At 46.6% G+C, this 17,330-nt stretch carries 13 protein-coding genes; 4 read left to right on the top strand and 9 right to left on the bottom strand.

Translation table 11 applies throughout. From position 1 onward, the window contains the following. Positions 1-192: 192 nt before the first annotated feature. Positions 193-1,827, bottom strand: a complete 1,635-nt coding sequence (gene pruA / locus CLV42_RS26065) for an L-glutamate gamma-semialdehyde dehydrogenase (RefSeq protein WP_106604872.1) — start codon at positions 1,825-1,827, stop codon at positions 193-195. Positions 1,828-2,066: 239 nt separating this feature from the next. Further along, positions 2,067-3,156 (bottom strand): peptide chain release factor 2 gene (gene prfB, locus CLV42_RS26070; protein WP_146154482.1). Its coding sequence is split into 2 segments (ribosomal slippage): positions 2,067-3,095 and positions 3,097-3,156, totalling 1,089 coding nucleotides; the frame shifts between segments, so codons are not numbered across the junction. An 87-nt stretch (positions 3,157-3,243) separates the two neighbouring features. Here prfB and CLV42_RS26075 point away from each other — a divergent pair. Together CLV42_RS26075 and pgi are read left to right on the top strand one after the other, a co-directional pair. Continuing rightward, positions 3,244-4,050: a hypothetical protein gene (locus tag CLV42_RS26075; RefSeq protein WP_106604873.1), complete on the top strand. Its 807-nt coding sequence runs from the start codon at positions 3,244-3,246 to the stop codon at positions 4,048-4,050. Between the two features lie 158 nt (positions 4,051-4,208). Continuing rightward, on the top strand, positions 4,209-5,861 hold the full coding sequence (gene pgi, locus CLV42_RS26080) for a glucose-6-phosphate isomerase (RefSeq protein WP_106604874.1): 1,653 nt from the start codon (positions 4,209-4,211) through the stop codon (positions 5,859-5,861). A 386-nt stretch (positions 5,862-6,247) separates the two neighbouring features. Here the strand turns inward: pgi and CLV42_RS26085 are convergent, their stop codons facing one another. The 5 genes from CLV42_RS26085 to CLV42_RS26105 form a co-directional block, all read right to left on the bottom strand. Further along, complete coding sequence (locus CLV42_RS26085) at positions 6,248-6,679, bottom strand: DUF3276 family protein (protein WP_106604875.1); 432 nt, start codon at positions 6,677-6,679, stop codon at positions 6,248-6,250. Positions 6,680-6,838: 159 nt separating this feature from the next. Further along, positions 6,839-8,635: an ABC transporter ATP-binding protein gene (locus CLV42_RS26090; protein ID WP_106604876.1), complete on the bottom strand. Its 1,797-nt coding sequence runs from the start codon at positions 8,633-8,635 to the stop codon at positions 6,839-6,841. 92 nt (positions 8,636-8,727) lie between these two features. Next, positions 8,728-9,657, bottom strand: coding sequence for a phosphoribosylaminoimidazolesuccinocarboxamide synthase (locus CLV42_RS26095; protein ID WP_106604877.1), 930 nt, complete (start codon positions 9,655-9,657; stop codon positions 8,728-8,730). A gap of 136 nt (positions 9,658-9,793) precedes the next feature. After that, a complete protein-coding gene (locus tag CLV42_RS26100) occupies positions 9,794-11,164 on the bottom strand; it encodes an exonuclease domain-containing protein (RefSeq protein ID WP_106604878.1) in 1,371 nt (456 codons plus the stop codon). A 164-nt stretch (positions 11,165-11,328) separates the two neighbouring features. Continuing rightward, positions 11,329-11,901 (bottom strand): DUF4142 domain-containing protein, encoded by a 573-nt coding sequence (locus CLV42_RS26105; protein ID WP_170117652.1) that lies wholly within the window; start codon positions 11,899-11,901, stop codon positions 11,329-11,331. Positions 11,902-12,206: 305 nt separating this feature from the next. On the opposite strand from CLV42_RS26105, the gene CLV42_RS26110 reads away from it, so the two are divergent. Continuing rightward, positions 12,207-12,779, top strand: a complete 573-nt coding sequence (locus CLV42_RS26110) for a TetR/AcrR family transcriptional regulator (protein ID WP_106604880.1) — start codon at positions 12,207-12,209, stop codon at positions 12,777-12,779. A gap of 58 nt (positions 12,780-12,837) precedes the next feature. After that, the gene (locus CLV42_RS26115) at positions 12,838-13,869 is read left to right on the top strand and encodes an alkene reductase (RefSeq protein ID WP_106604881.1); all 1,032 of its coding nucleotides are present in this window, start codon (positions 12,838-12,840) and stop codon (positions 13,867-13,869) included. A gap of 329 nt (positions 13,870-14,198) precedes the next feature. Here the strand turns inward: CLV42_RS26115 and uxaC are convergent, their stop codons facing one another. Beyond that, on the bottom strand, positions 14,199-15,632 hold the full coding sequence (gene uxaC, locus CLV42_RS26120) for a glucuronate isomerase (RefSeq protein ID WP_106604882.1): 1,434 nt from the start codon (positions 15,630-15,632) through the stop codon (positions 14,199-14,201). Positions 15,633-15,660: 28 nt separating this feature from the next. Continuing rightward, positions 15,661-17,328 carry a UxaA family hydrolase gene (locus CLV42_RS26125; protein ID WP_106604883.1) on the bottom strand — a complete coding sequence of 556 codons (1,668 nt, stop codon included), beginning with the start codon at positions 17,326-17,328 and terminating at the stop codon, positions 15,661-15,663. Between the last annotated feature and the right edge of the window lie 2 nt (positions 17,329-17,330).

The following is a 17,330-nucleotide window of genomic DNA, read 5'->3' on the forward strand; positions in this document are numbered from 1 at the left end:
CTAATAATCGGGAACTGTGTTTATAGCCCGGGGATAATACGGAATCATTCGCGGCAATCGACTCCGCCAGGAGTCGTCTTGTTTGTAGCCAGGGGTGATAACCCCTGGGACGCAAAATCCAAAACAATACAATCATAAACAAAACGGGGAGATCATTCCGATCTCCCCGTTTCTATTTCGCGTATACACATTCTATTTATCTTCCTTCAGGAATGGATACCTGTAGTCAGTTGGCGGTACCAGCGTCTCTTTAATCGTTCTTGCACTCAACCAGCGATAGAGGTTCAGTGCGGAACCTGCTTTATCGTTTGTACCGGAAGCACGGGCGCCACCGAAAGGCTGCTGACCCACTACTGCACCGGTAGGCTTGTCATTGATATAGAAGTTACCGGCACTGTTCACCAGGCGCTTGGTAGCCTGATCGATCGCATAACGGTCATGTGCGATGATGGAACCAGTCAGTGCATATGGAGAAGTGGTATCAACGATATCCATGATCTCTTCGAATTTATCTGCCTCATATACATAGATAGTCAGCACGGGGCCGAAGATCTCTTCGCACATGGTCACATATTTCGGATCTTTTACCTCAATAACAGTCGGCTCAACAAAGTAACCCTCTGATTTATTGTAGTTACCACCAGCTATGATGGTAGCGTCAGGATCGTTCTTCGCGTTGTCGATGTATTTAGCGATCTTATCGAAAGAGCGTTCATCGATCACGGCATTGATAAAGTTGGTGAAATCTTCTGTAGTACCCATTTTCATGGTCTTCAGTTCAGCCACAAGTTTTGCTTTCACGGCTGCTGCGATATTAGATGGCAGGTAAGCGCGGGAAGCGGCAGAGCATTTCTGTCCCTGGTATTCGAAAGCGCCGCGGGCCAGCGCGATAGCCACTGTATCTACGTCGGCGGATTTGTGTGCCAGTACGAAGTCTTTACCACCGGTCTCTCCTACTATACGGGGGTATGTTTTGTATTTGCTGATATTGGTACCGATCGTCTTCCACATCTGCTGGAATACGCCGGTAGAACCTGTGAAGTGGATACCTGCAAAATCAGGATGACTGAAGCAGATATCACCCAATACCGGACCATCGGTATATACCAGGTTGATGACACCCGCTGGCAGGCCAGCTTCCTGTAGTACTTTCATGATCACGTGTGCAGCCAGTACCTGGGTATAGGCAGGTTTCCATACTACTACGTTGCCGCACATAGCAGCAGATGTAGGCAGGTTACCCGCGATAGCGGTAAAGTTGAACGGTGTGATAGCTACTACGAAACCTTCCAGCGGACGGTATTCCAGGCGATTGTGAACACCTGGTGAGCTAACTGGTTGCTGGTTATATATGTCTGCGAGATAGTGTACGTTAAAACGGAGGAAGTCGATCAGTTCACAAGCGCTGTCTATTTCTGCCTGGAAAGCATTTTTACTCTGTCCCAGCATGGTAGCCGCATTGATCTGGTAGCGGTATTTGGTAGCGAGTAATTCTGCTGCTTTCAGGAATACGGCAGCACGTTGTTCCCACGGTGTGTCTGCCCATTTGGTGCGGGCAGCCAGTGCTGCAGCAATAGCATCTTTTACGTGGCTGGCATCACCTTCATGAAAATGGCCCAGCTTATGTTTTATTTCATGAGGAGGACGAAGGTCAATGGTCTTGCCGGTGCGCACCTCTTTATCTCCAATGTACATGGGGATATCAAATGCCTGGGCTTTAAAAGCAGCCAGTTGTTTCTTCAACGCCTCCCTTTCGGGGGAACCTGGAGCATAGCTGTACACTGGTTCATTGGCCGGTGCAGCAAAGTGGAAATAAGCATTATGCATTCTCAGAAGTTTTTATGTTCGATCTTGTTGTTTTCAATTGTTTGCAGGTTAATTTAGATGTTCTCTCATTAAACAGGGCCAGTGGCGGCGGCCACAAAAACAGGTTATGGTCTTTTCTCTGGCATCCTTGCCGGATGAATATGCAATGTACATCACCCTGGCTGGTCCCTAATATGCAAAAGTGCTGATAAGTTGAGCATTCTCAATTTATCAGCACAGGGCATATTTGCAAAGTTACGTTATTCTTCTCCTTTGGACATCATCAGGTAAGCCTTGATGAAGCCCTCCAGTTCGCCGTCCATAACAGGCTGAACGTTACCTACTTCGTAATCCGTACGGTGATCTTTGATCATTTTGTAAGGATGGAATACGTAGGAACGGATCTGCGATCCCCATTCAATTTTGCGTTTGTTGGCGTTGGCGGCGTTTTTCAGCTCTTCCCTCTTACGCAGCTCTTCTTCGTACAAGCGGGATTTCAGCATGGTGAGCGCCTTTTCACGGTTCTCTCCCTGCGTACGTGCCTGCTGACATTCGATGATGATGCCTGAAGGAATGTGTTTCAAACGCACTGCGGTTTCTACCTTGTTTACGTTCTGCCCTCCTTTACCACCGGAACGGTAGAATTCCCATTCCAGGTCTGCAGGGTTTACTGCAATTTCAATGGTATCATCCACCAGCGGATATACAAAGATGGAAGCGAAGGAAGTATGTCTGCGGGCGTTGGCATCGAACGGTGAGATACGCACCAGACGGTGCACACCACTTTCCGCTTTCAGTAACCCATAGGCAAAGCTACCATCCATTTCCAGGGAAGCTGATTTAATACCAGCACCATCCCCGTATTGTACATCAATTTCGGATACTTTCCAACCCTGCTTTTCGCCATACATACGGTACATGCGTAACAGCATCTCTGCCCAATCCTGGCTTTCGGTACCACCGGCGCCGGAATTGATGGTGAGCACTGCCGGCATCTCGTCTTCTGGCTCGTTCAGTGTTGACTTAAATTCCAATTCGTCAAGAGCTGTCAGTGATGACTGGTATGCCTGCTCCACTTCTTCCTCGGAGGCTTCGCCTTCTTTCTGGAAGTCGAGCAGTACACTGCTGTCCTCTATGGATGTTTGCACACTCTCATAGAGATCCACCCAGAATTTGTTCACCTTGATCTCTTTCAGAATTGACGTAGCCCGGGCGTTGTCGTCCCAGAAGCCGGGGGCTAACGTAAGTTGCTTATCATTTTCTATTTTTGCTATGCGGTCCTGGACGTTAAAGAAAACCTCCCAGGACATGGAGACGGTCCCTCATAGCTTTAAGTTGTTCTGCTGTCATAGGGCGCAAATGTACGGAAAAAGGGGAACAATATTTGCGGGACTTTTATCATATTAATTCCCAGTTATTTAAAAACTTTTGCTATCTATGACAACCTCCCATAAAACCCTCTATTACAAGAACAGCGCGGTTTTCAATACAATAGGGTTCATAATGGTAGTTGTTATCAACACAATGGCCAACTTCAATCTGATCAACAACAAGAACACCGCCGACATCTCTGACAGATACGACAACCTCTTCATTCCGGCAGCCTATACTTTTGCCATATGGGGCGTTATATATCTGGCGCTGATGGCCTTTATCGTGTTCCAGTTATGGCTGGCATTCTCAAAAGGACACCGGCCTGCGCTTGAACTATTCATGGAACGGCTGCGGGGCTGGTGGCTGATCAGCTGTATGGCCAATTCCTGTTGGTTGTTTGCCTGGCATTATGAGTTGCTTCCACTGTCCATCCTGCTTATGATTGCCCTGCTGGTATGCCTGCTGGCCATTCACCTGAACTTTAATATTTCACTGCCTCATCTGCCGGTCACCAAAGCAGAAAGACTGTTCGTACACATTCCTTTCAGCCTGTATCTCGGATGGATATGTATTGCTACAGTGGCCAATATTGCAGCATTCCTGGTCTACCTGGGATGGGACGGGATGAGCGTTCCGGGGACTATTTTTCTCATAGTGTTATGCACCGCGGCTTCAACGTTGCTGATTATACGCAGACACAACATTGTGGTCGGGCTGGTAGCCCTTTGGGCGCTCTCCGGCATTATTGTAAAACGCCAGTCTGTGGGCGGTTCTTCAGAAATGCCCATTGTCGGTGCCTGCATCGGGGCCATGGCCATTATTGCCATCAGCAGTACCTGGCGAATCATCACGAACAGAAGATTGTCATAATAAATGTCTTTATTCCCGTTTCCCTTGTATATATTACAGTACGTATAGTTTACACTGACTGAGTGGATTATCTTTAGATATTGGTCTTCCTTTCCGGCGTATTGGTTCTGAGACTATTCAACTATTTTTTTACTTTTGATGTCATAAAATGCGTTTTTATGTTCCCAACGACTAATCCGACTGCTACAAAGGCCTGGCAACAACTGCAGCAGCATGCTTCCAAAATGAAGGAAACGCACCTGCGCACATTGTTTGCTGCGGATGCTGACAGATTTAAGAAGTTCACGCTCTCTTTTGAAGATATTTTGTTCGACTATTCAAAGAATATCATTACAGAAGAAACGCGCTCCTACCTCCTGCAGCTGGCAAAGGAAACCGGTGTTGAAGAAGGTATCAAAGCCATGTTCAGTGCTGAAAAGATCAATGCTACTGAAAACAGGGCTGTACTACATACCGCACTCCGCAACTTCTCCGGCAATCCTGTTGTACTGGACGGAAAAGATGTGATGCCGGATGTACTGGCTGTGCTGAAGAAAATGGAAAACTTTAGCCAGCGTATCCATAGCGGCGAGTGGAAAGGTTATACCGGCAAGCCTATACGTTACATTGTGAATATCGGTATCGGTGGTTCCGACCTGGGTCCGGTAATGGTGACCGAGGCGCTGAAACCTTACTGGAAAGAGGGCATACAGCCTTATTTCGTTTCTAATGTAGATGGTACACACATCGCAGAGACACTTAAAAAAGTAACTCCGGAAGAAACCCTCTTCCTCATAGCTTCCAAAACTTTCACTACCCAGGAAACAATGACCAACGCGCTCACCGCCCGTAAATGGTTCCTGGATGCAGCGAAAGATGAAGCATTTGTAGCGAAACACTTTGCCGCCCTTTCTACCAACGAAAAAGCAGTAAAGGCATTCGGTATAGATCCCGCCAATATGTTCGAATTCTGGGACTGGGTTGGCGGTCGCTATTCTTTGTGGTCCGCCATTGGGCTAAGCATCGCGCTGACTATTGGTTATGACAATTTCAAAGCTTTACTGGAAGGTGCACATGCAGTGGACAACCACTTCCGCACTACACCGCTTGAAAAGAATATCCCAGCTATCATGGCTTTAATTGGCCTCTGGTATGGTAATTTCTTTGATACATCCACTGAAGCGATCCTCGCGTACGACCAGTATATGCACCGCTTTGCCGCCTATTTCCAGCAGGGAAATATGGAGAGCAACGGTAAATATGTAGACCGCAATGGTAAACCGGTAACTTACGAAACCGGTCCTATCGTATGGGGCGAACCTGGTACCAACGGACAGCACGCATTCTACCAGCTGATCCATCAGGGTACACGTATTGTACCGGCCGACTTCATTGCTCCTGCCATCAGCCACAACCCAATTGGCGACCATCATGTGAAACTGCTGTCCAACTTCTTTGCACAGACAGAAGCGCTGATGAATGGTAAGACGGAAGCAGAAGTACGTGCAGAACTGGAAAAATCCGGCCTGAAGGAAGAAGATATCAAAGCACTGCTGCCATACAAAGTATTTACCGGTAACAGACCTACGAATTCCTTCCTGGTAAAAGAGATCACACCACGCTCACTGGGTTCACTGGTGGCACTGTATGAACACAAGATCTTCGTACAGGGCGTTATCTGGAATATTTACAGCTTTGACCAGTGGGGTGTTGAACTGGGTAAACAACTGGCTAACAAGATCCTGCCTGAACTGGAAAGTGCCGATGCTGTTACCAGCCACGACGCATCCACCAATGGATTGATCAACGCCTGGAAACAAATGAAGAAATAAGTTCAATCAACAGATATTTGTCAAACAAAGGGCTCCCGCGGGAGTCCTTTTATGTTTTGTTCATAGATAGGCTCGGCTTCGCTGGAGATTGCCTCCGACTATCCTACCGGTTCCTACCTATAGGCGCTCTGGTCCTACATTACACCTACTATTCCATAGCGATCGCTATAGGAAGTGCCTATAATGCTATAGTAGAGAGCCTATAGGATATAGCCTCCACCGAATCTCTATACTATCCTAAACGAATACATACCCTACAGGTTATGGAGTATGGGGTGTAACCCTGGGGCCGTGATATGCAGGGTTCCCATATACGCACAAAAAAACCTCCGGAGAAACCGGAGGTTTTATTTATCATCAAATAAAAATGAATGATCAAGCTTAGATTACCACTTGTCTACATCTTCGCTATGAGAAGATGCTGATGCAGCAACAACAGTTGGTTCAGATACAGCTGCTTCAACTTCTACTACAGATTCAGAAGTTTCAGCACCTTCACCATCTTCATCGTCGCGCACGTAATCGTGGTTGTAGGCATCAAAATCGAAGTCGGGCATCAACTCAGTCTTTACGTAGTTGATGGTCTCTGTCAATGCATTCAGGAACTTGTTGAAGTCTTCCTTGTACAGGAATACTTTGTGCCTGTCATAACCATTGTCGTTGAAGCGTTTCTTGCTTTCGGTAATGGTCAGAAAATAATCATTTCCACGAGTGGTCTTTACATCAAAGAAGTAAGTTCTTCTTTTGCCCGCTTTCAATCGTTTAGAAAAGATACTGTCATTATTTCTTTCCTGCTGATTGGTATTTTCGTACGCCACAGTTGATAGATTTAAGTTGTTAACGAATCAAATCCTTTTTCCAATAAGAAACAAATATACTATTAGTTTACAAATATCAAAATAATTTTAAATGATTTTGAAAAATGATAGAATAGTACTTTATCTACTGGTTTACAGGCATGTATAAGGAGATGATTATTATTCTATTACAGATTCCTCTTCGCCGGACTGCTGACGGGCGTACAATTCTGCGTAATAACCATTTAATGCTAATAATTCATTATGTGTACCTGTTTCAACAATCCTTCCGTCTTCCAGTACGATGATCTTATCAAAGTCGAAAAGTGCAAAGATGCGGTGGGTAATGATTACAGCCGTTTTATCTTTCAGATACGCATAGAGGTTACCGATGATCTCTTTTTCCGTACGGGCGTCCACGGCTGAAAGGCAGTCGTCGAATACCAGCAGGTTAGGGTCCTTAATAAGACCACGGGCAATGGAAATACGTTGTTTCTGGCCTCCGCTGAGCGTTACTCCTCTCTCCCCTACCACCGTGTCAAAACCTTCGCGGAAGCCCAGGATGTCCTTTTCTACGGATGCCTGCCGGGCAGCCATCTTTACCATCTCAGGGCTGGCCTCTGGTGTACCGAAACGGATATTGTTCATAATAGAGTCGGAAAACAGGAACACATCCTGGGGTACGTAACTGATCTGGTGACGCAGGCTTTCCAGCGTCACCTGACGGATGTCCTGTTTATCCAGCAGGATCTCCCCTTCCTGCGGATCATACATACGTATGAGTAACTGGGCAAGGGTTGATTTACCGGAGCCCGTACGACCGATCACCGCTACCTTTTCCCCTGGCTTTACCGTCAGGTTAAAGTTTTTGATCGCCTGGATGCCAGTATGAGGATAAGTGAAGGAAACGTCCTTAAAGATCACTTCTCCCTTTATATGGATAGGCTTCGCACCGGGAGTATCGGCGATAGCCGGTTTTATGTCAAGAAATTCGTTGATACGTTGCTGACTGGCGGCGGCACGCTGGATCATGGAAGCGACCATCCCGATAGAAAAGAACGGGAACATCAGCATGTTCACATAGATCACAAATTCTGCCAGGTTACCTACCGTAATAGTGCCATGGATCACCTGTATCCCCCCTATAAAGATGGTCAGCACCACGCTGAGCCCGATCATGAGGGACATACTTGGCTGGAACAGGGCATCTGTTTTGGCCAGGCTCACAGAGCTTTTCTTGTAGGCCTCACTGGCTTCCTCGAAATGTTGAATACTGGCTTCTTCCTGTACATAGGACTTGATTACCCGGATACCGGAATAGGACTCCTGGGCAATGGAAGTAATATTGGACAACTGTGCCTGTATACGCTCACTTTTACGGTGAATGATGTGGTTCACGTAATAGATGATCAGCGCCAGTACAGGCAGCGGGGCTAATGTGTAGAGTGTCAGTATGGGGTTGACGTCTATCATCAGGTACACCACTATCACGATCATAAAGATGGTACGGGTAGCATACATGATGGCCGGACCTACGTACATACGCACGCGGGACACATCTTCCGTAATACGGCTCATCAGATCGCCGGTACGGTGCATTTTGTAAAAGTTCAGGTCCAGCACCTGGTAATGCTGGTAAATTTCGTTCTTGAGGTCATATTCAATGTAGCGACTCATTACCACAAGGGTTTGCCGCTGGAGATAGAGGAAAAATCCGCTGAGAAGGGCAAACAACAGGATACTGATGCCGTAAAAGGCCAGTACATTGGTAAAGTTTCCCCGGAAAGCTGCTTTCAGGCCGGTATCGCTGAGGAGGTTGTAATTGTTCAGATTGAGGGCGAGGAGGTCGAAGATCTGTCTTACCATGATAGGCTGGAACACGCTGAATACAATGGATACAGCAGTACAGATCAAACCGGACAGGAATCTCCATTTGTATTTTACGAAGTACTTATTGAGCGTGGCCAGGTGTTTCATATTGGTTATAGTCGGATATCTTCATTAACAGGCCGCGACGCAGGAACAAAAGCATGTGCTTCTGTTCCTGTCTGCGGTCAGTTGATATTATCTTATAATTTCTGCAGCGTCTCGACGATCTTCTTTTCAGCATCTGCTTTGGAAACATCTTCCTTCACAAATTTCTGACCAGTGATGTTCTCGAACAGCTCGATATAACGTTCGCTTACACTATTGATAAACTCGTCGGTCATAGTAGGTACCTGCTGACCGTCTTTACCCTGGAAGCCGTTTTCCATCAGCCATTCACGAACGAACTCCTTGCTCAGCTGTTTCTGTGCTTCACCAGCTTTCTGTTTCTCTTCGTAACCTTCTGCATAGAAGTAACGGGAAGAGTCAGGTGTATGGATCTCGTCGATCACGTAGATGGTGTCTCCGATCTTACCAAATTCGTATTTGGTATCCACCAGGATCAGACCACGTTTGGACGCCATTTCCTTACCACGTTCGAACAGGGCGAGCGTGTATTTTTCGAGTTTTTCGTAATCTTCTTTGCTTACGAGGCCCTGCGCGATGATCTCTTCACGGGAGATGTCTTCATCATGACCTTCGTGTGCCTTGGTAGTAGGCGTAATGATCGGAGATGGGAAGAAATCATTTTCCTTCAGTCCTTCCGGCATGGTTACGCCGCACAGTTCGCGTTTACCGCTTTTGTAAGTTCTCCAGGCATGACCGGTAAGGTTACCACGCACCACCATTTCTACAGGAAAGGTTTCACATTTCAGACCAATGGTCACGTTTGGCAGGGGGACTGCCTTTACCCAGTTTGGAACAATATCCTTGGTAGCTTCCAGCATAATAGCAGCTACCTGGTTCAATACCTGTCCTTTGTAAGGAATAGGACGGGGTAATACAACGTCAAATGCTGAGATACGGTCGCTTACCGCCATTACCATCAGCTTGTCATTAATTGTGTATACGTCCCTTACCTTTCCCTTATAAAAAGCCGTTTGCCCGGGAATCTGAAAATTTGACTCTAACATGAACTTAATAATTACCTATTAAAAATGATTAATGAATAGCCCTCATTCACAGCCTGTTGACAAGGAAATCAACAAGCGGTTATGCATTCAGGTTCGCAAAAATACTTTAGGTTGAGGGAATTATTACAGACAATCTTTAAGAAAACTTTACAAGCTCCTGATGATTGTTGCCCGCATGTGCGTGTATGAGGTTCAGAATATATTCATTTTCAGGATACTGTGTCAACCATTCCTTCACACCGTCTTCTTCCGTAATGGCCCTGTCCCGGGGAATATAGCCCATTCCGTAGAAGCGGCCTTTCTCCATCAAAATGCAGCTTTGCTCCTGTGCATCGCGGCCATTGCCCATGATCACAAAGGAGGGCTGTTGCTGCTGCATATGATTGATGGCGGCTTTCACCCGCAGGTTATATGTTTCCGGCCCCTCTTTCTTCTCGCAGGCGCCCCGGCAGGTATGATCGGGGATCGGAGAACAGGCGCCGTTTCCTTTCTGGAGGAAACACAGGCGCGGACAAAGATCAAACTCCCTGATCAGGCCCCGCAGCATCTGGTGCCCATGTACGAGCAGCGGAAATGCATGTAGCGGCATGGTATACTTTCTGCGTTTCTCTATCGCCAGCCGGAGATAACCCTGCTGGTCTTCGAAACAGTAGAAGCCATATTTGAATTCTATATGTTTCTGGGAGTAATTGTATACAGGCCACAGCCGTTTGATCTCTACGCTTTCCAGTATATTGGCCATCAGTTCCGTACCGGTCACCTCATGGGAAATACTGTAAATGTTGCGGAGGAACTCCTGGCGCTTACGACTGGCACTGTTGCCGGTGAAATGGCTGTTTACCCTTTTCCGGATGTTTTTGGCCTTACCCACATATACGACTTTCCCCTTCTGATCATGGAAATAATAAACACCCGGATTGCGTGGCAGGGCGGTCACCTGTTCCGGTGGCAGGTTAGGCGGCAGGAACTGCTCTTTGGAAAGCACGCTTAACGCGTGAGCGATCGCATTGTTGGTATCCTGTCGCAGTAGCAGGCCGAAAAGCTGTACAGTAGCAGCAGCATCGCCGGAGGCCCGGTGGCGCTGTGTTACTTTTATTTGTAATGATTTACAGAGATTACCCAGGCTGTATGATGGAAGGCCCGGAACGATCTTACGTCCCAGTCTTACGGTGCAGAGCTTTTTACTCCGCAGCTGGTAACCGGCTTTCGCCAGATGGTATTGTAAAAAGGAATAATCAAAATTGACATTGTGGGCCACAAAGATCTTATCGTGAACAAGTGTGTATATGTCAGCCGCCACCTCTTCAAAGGAAGGGGCGCTGGCTACCATGTCATCAGTAATACCTGTCAGGGATTGAATATATCTTGGGATGGGCACACCGGGATTTATCAGCGTTTCATACTGCTGCACTACCTCCTGGCCGTCATAAATAAAAATGGCTATTTCAGTGATACCATTGGCACTGGCATGGCCTCCTGTTGTTTCTATATCAACTATTGCGTACATAACTCTCCACTCAGCAAACAAATATAAATACAAGTTTGTACGTAGAGAATTATATCTTTTATACAAAGAGTTGTTAGCCACCAGAAGCGACATTCCCAAACCCAACAATCTGCAACAAGTTCCCGGGGACTAACAACTACTTAGTTTACTTAATGCCGTAGCGTTTATTTTTTAAGCGCGTCCTTGATAGCCTTGGCGGAGTCCTGGTGGACTCTCAGCGTTGGCAATGTATTGGATGCCCATGTTTTCAGATCAGGATCGGACAGTTTACCGGCTGCCTTATCAAATTTATCCACGTCTTTATCATGATCGTCTACCATCATATCCATATAGTGTTTGTCAAAGTCTCTTCCGGACATCTTAGCCATTTTATCAATGTGGTCTTTCGCGTCTCCGCTTACACTATCCGGCAGGGTAATATTCTTACTCTGTGCTAATGCTTTCAATTCATCATTTGCCTTTGAGTGGTCGCGTACCATCATTGCGGCAAAATCTTTTACCCGCTGGCTCACGGCTCTTTCCTGGGCCATTTTACCAGCTTCCACTTCCATCATGCCTCCATTTGCAGCTTCCACTGCAAAGTCTGATGATTCCTTGTCAACAGGAGCGGTTTCTTTATTTACCGCCTGTGCACTATCCACAGCATCTTCATGTTTCGCATGATTATTTCCTCCATTACAAGCCTGTAACATCCAGGCGGCCAGCAAAGTAGTGGCAAAAAAAGTGAGCTTTTTCATTTGTACCCTTTTTGGTTTAACAATTTTAGATGTAATCAGTAATAACGTGTCATACAGTTTACGTATGTTGTTTTGCAAAAAGAGTACCATGACCCGTTCCGGGTAGGGCCGGTAGCAGACCAATCCTTGCAAGCCGTTACCCCTTTTGATTTTGGCAAATGCGACCTGTACCATAATGATTATCAGCACTTATATAAGAAATTTGTAGATCAATCTCCCCGTCCTGTCCTTCCCGAAAATAGAATTCCAGAACATTCGTTCTAAAATAATTTGGAACATTCATTCTGAAATTATAATTTTGTGTCATGGCACGTAACAAAGCATTCGATCCTGAGGAAAGGCTGGCAAAAGCAAGGGATCTCTTCTGGGAGAAGGGATACAATGCTACGTCTATGCAGGACCTCGTAGACGAAATGCAATTGAACCGGGCCAGTATATATGATACTTACGGCGATAAATACGCCCTCTTCCAGCAGTGTCTGCAGAACTACGCGAAAGAGAAGCTATTTGACTATAAACAATGCTGTGATAAGGTCTCTCCTATGACAGCGGTGGAAAGTATCGTACGAAGAGCCGTAACAAACAAAAAAGAGGGCAAGACCTGTCTGATGGTCAAAACATCCTTTGAACTCGCTTCTATGGATGATGGTATCAAAATGATCGTCCGCGAACAGGCCAAAGCAAGCATCAGCGTTTTACAGGAACTACTGGAGAAAGCAAAACAGATGAATGAGATACCGGCAGAGAAAGACCCTGCTACATTAGCACAGTTCCTTTACGCCAGCTTCAGCTCCCTCTGGATGATGGACGTTCTTTTTGGTGATAAGGAGATGTTGGAACGTATGGCAGACCATATATTGGATAGCATCAGGCATTAATATTTTTTTACCCTTTTTTGGAACAATCATTCTGGAATTATAAACGAGACGACAGGCTATGTATCCAACATTATTATCATCTACAACAATAGGCAATTACGCCATATCCAACAAGGTAGTTATGGCGTCTACCTTGGGCAAGACGCACGTCCCTGCGGGCATTCCGAACGACGTGATGGTGAACTACTATAGCCAGCGGGCCAAAGCAGGCCTGATCATAGCAGAGGGGACCGGTCCTGCGGAAAACGGTATGGGCAAAGCACACATGCCCGGCATTTACAGCAAGGACCAGATAGCGGGATGGAAAAAAGTTACGAAGGCAGTTCATGAGAACGGAGGCCGGATCTTCCTGCAGATCATGCATACAGGGCGCATATCGCACCCGGCAAATATGCCCTCAAAGGCAGAAGTAATAGCTCCTTCAGCGGTTGCCGCTAAAGGAGAGATATGGACAGAGCAGCACGGATGGCAACCATATGCCACTCCAAGGGCCATGACCACTACCGAAGTGCAGAAGATGGTGCAGCAATACGTGAAGGCAGCTACCCAGGCTATTGCAGCGGGATTTGACGGCGTAGAACTGCATGCTGCACACGGCTACCTGATGGACCAGTTCCTGCATCCTGACACCAATCAGCGTACAGATAAATATGGTGGCAGCATCCTTAACAGGGTCCGCTTTATACTGGAAACAGTAGCTGCTGTGAGTCACGCCATCGGTAAACACCGCACAGGCATCCGCCTGTCGCCTTACAGCCAGGTAAACGACCTGCAGCATCATAATGAGATCGATGCTACTTATGGATACCTGGTAGATGCGCTGGACACCTATGGTTTGTCTTACATCCACTTGCTGACAGAGGCTTCGACGCCGGCTACACTGATAGCAGGTATACGCTCAAGGTTCAATGGTACGCTCATCCTGAATGGCGACTACGATGCGATACGTGCAGAACAGACAGTGCAGAATGGATTGGCAGATCTCATTGCTTTCGAAAATCCATGTGTCTCTTCTCCCCTCTCCGGTAAGTTTGAAATAACTTCCAGTGAGCCACTTAAAAAACCCAATTACGCTTGCGCGAATTGTTGATCATAAATCTGAGAGTTGTTTAGTTGTTTACACTTCCGTAACGGAAGAGCTGTTGCGGAAGTGGTTCTTCAGGTAAGAAATCAGGATACTTTAGTGTAGGAAATAAATACGGTTAGCTTTAATCAATCACCTGAAGAACGTTAAATGGGTAAATAGAACTTAGGCTGGGAAGAGCAATTCTCTAATAGTGCCGGCAGTATAAAATGGGCTGGATCTGTTTCTTAGCATAATATCAGACGTAAACAGATTGGATTTCAAAAAAAACAGCTTAGCCATAATTACAATACAGCAGATCAGGCCCATTTTATACTGCCCGGATTTCTATAGCTTTACCGGGTGACACCAGTTTCAACGCCGAGCTCCTTCCAGTTAAAATATTGTTGTGCGTTGTAATAGCAAATATCTTTAACGACTTTACCAATCCATTCAATATCATTTGGTAACTCACCATTCTCCACTTCCTGCCCCAATAATTCACAGACAATCCTTCGGAAATATTCATGCCGCGGGTAAGATAAGAAGCTGCGGGAATCTGTCAACATACCTACAAATCGGCTCAGCAATCCCATATTAGATAAAGCATTCAACTGCCTGATCATACCATCCTTCTGATCCAGGAACCACCATGCAGACCCAAACTGCACTTTACCTGCAATAGAGCCATCGTTGAAATTACCGATCATGGTAGCCAGCAGTTCATTGTCGGCAGGATTGAGATTGTAAAGGATAGTCCGTGCGAGTTTATCCTGGCTGTCCAGACGATCGAGGAACTTCGCCAGGGCTCTTGCCTGTGAGAAATCACCAATAGAGTCCCAACCGGTATCAGGTCCTAACAAGCGCATCATGCGGGAGTTATTGTTACGTAATGCACCCAGATGATATTGCTGTACCCAACCTTTCTCCCAGTCCCATTCCGCCAGCTGTAACAGCAATGCAGACTTGATCTGTCTTGCTTCCTGGAGACTGGGTATTTTACCACCTCTTACTTTTAGGAAAATAGCGTGAATATCCTTCTCCTGGAAATCTTCCGCATAGATCTCTTCAATACCATGGTCAGAAACTGAGCAGCCCTGTGATGCAAAGAAATCGTGCCTGTTCTTTAATGCATCCAGCAGATCGTTATAAGTAGCGATGATAATACCGGAAGCTTCTTCCAGGCGTTGCAGGTATTGATTATATTTTTCAGGGTCATCGACATTCATGGATTGATCGGGCCGGAAAGCAGGCAGGATAGGTATTTCAAAACCATCCTGTTTTAATTGCTGATGATATTCCAGCGTATCTGCCGGATCATCTGTTGTACACACCAGTGCCACATTCATCTTGCGTAACAGGTTGCGGGTGCTGTAAGCGCTGGTTCCCAGCTGTGCACTGGCATTTTTATATATATCAGCTGCTGAAGCAGCATTCAGTACATCGTGAATATCGAAGTAACGCTGCAACTCCAGGTGTGTCCAATGATACAAAGGATTACGCAGGGTATAAGGTACTGTCTCCGCCCATTTCTCAAACTTCTCCCAGTCTGACCTGTTGCCGGTACAATAACTTTCAGGCACCCCATTGGTACGCATCGCTCTCCACTTATAGTGATCGCCGTACAGCCATGCCTGCGTAAGATTGCCAAACTTAGTATCTGCTGCTATCTGCGCGGGAGGCAGGTGACAGTGATAATCGATCACAGGCATCTCTTTTGCATAGTCATGGTACAAACGTTTCGCAGTATTATTATTCAGAAGGAAGTGTTCATCCAGGAACTTCTTCATTGTTGACATCAATTAATAGTTAGTAAGATTAGAGTGACACACCTCTTTTCCAGGGAATGAAATCATCCTGTCCGTTGATAACGGACCTGGCTTTGGTAGTTCCGCTGGCCACATCGATCACATAGTTAAGAATGCGTTCACCAGCTTCAGGAATAGACTCTTCTCCATCGATGATAGTGCCTGTATTAATATCGATTATATCGGGCATGCGCTCATAGAGCTTGGTATTGCTGGACAGCTTTATAACGGGTGTCACGGGATTGCCGGTAGGTGTGCCCAGACCGGTGGTGAATAGTACAATAGTAGCCCCTGATCCTACTTCTGCTGTTGTCGATTCCACATCGTTGCCGGGTGTACAAAGCAGATTGAGCCCCGGTTTACTCACCTTCTCCGGATAATCCAGTACGGCCGCCACAGGAGAAGTACCGCCTTTCTTGGCTGCTCCGGCCGACTTAATAGCATCTGTGATCAGACCATCTTTGATATTACCAGGTGATGGGTTCATATCAAAACCAGAACCGGCTTCCTCCGCCCGGCGCTGGTAAGTACGCATCAGGTCTATAAAACGTAAGGCATCTTTTTCATCTGTGCAACGGTCGCTCAGTTCCTGTTCTACGCCGCACAGTTCAGGGAATTCAGATAATATGACTGAACCACCTAATGCTACCAGCAAATCAGAAGTATAGCCTATAGCCGGATTGGCGGAGATACCGGAGAAACCATCCGAACCGCCACATTCCAGTCCTATGCAAAGTTTGGACAGTGGCGCCGGCTGACGGGTGATCTTATTCGCCTCAATCAATCCTGCCATGGTCTGTTTTACAGCCGCAGTGATCAAAGCCTGTTTGGTACCTGTCTGTTGCTGATCCAGTATGTATAAAGGTTTGCTGAACTGAGGCGATCGCTTTCTGATCTCGTCTTCCAACATAGAGATCTGTGCATTCTGACATCCCAGGCTTAATACAGTGGCACCAGCTACATTTGCATGAGTGATATATCCGGCCAGCAAACCACAAAGCGTTTGTGCATCCTGCCGGATACCACCACAACCACCTTCATGTGTCAGGAATTTGATACCGTCTACGTTCTCAAACAGGCGGGGTTGCTGTGCAGCACCATCATCTTCTGTATACACTGTTTCCAGTATACCATTAGCATCTGCGCCCTGTCTGTATTGTTCCGCCAGTTTACGGGCAAAGGCTGCATATTTCTTCGGACGGCCATAACCCAGTTCTTCTACCAGTGTTTCCCTCAATACTTCCACATTCCTGTTCTCACAGAACACCATTGGGATCACCAGCCAGTAGTTGCCTGTACCTACACTGCCATCGGCCCGGTGGTATCCCATAAATGTGCGTTGCTGCCATTTGGAGATATCAGGTATATGCCAGGAAGTTCTTCTTGCCGGCGCCAGCTGAAAGTCGCTGGCAGCATGTTTTACATTGCCTACCGATATTTTAGCACCGGCTGGCAACGCCTCTTTTGCGCGGCCTACCAGCACGCCATACATCGTTATTGCATCTCCAGTATTGAGCGCTGTTTCTGTGAATTTGTGCTTTGCCGGTATGTCTTCCACCACTGTATATACCTGGCCATTTTCCTGCACACTTTCTCCTTTTTTAAGGTCTGTAAGCGCTACTACCACATTATCGTGCGGATGCACTTTTAGCACTTTCCGTTTTGTCCCCGCCGTCATAT

The sequence above is a fragment of the Chitinophaga ginsengisoli genome, assembly GCF_003014595.1.
Classification (GTDB): Bacteria; Bacteroidota; Bacteroidia; order Chitinophagales; family Chitinophagaceae; genus Chitinophaga; species Chitinophaga ginsengisoli.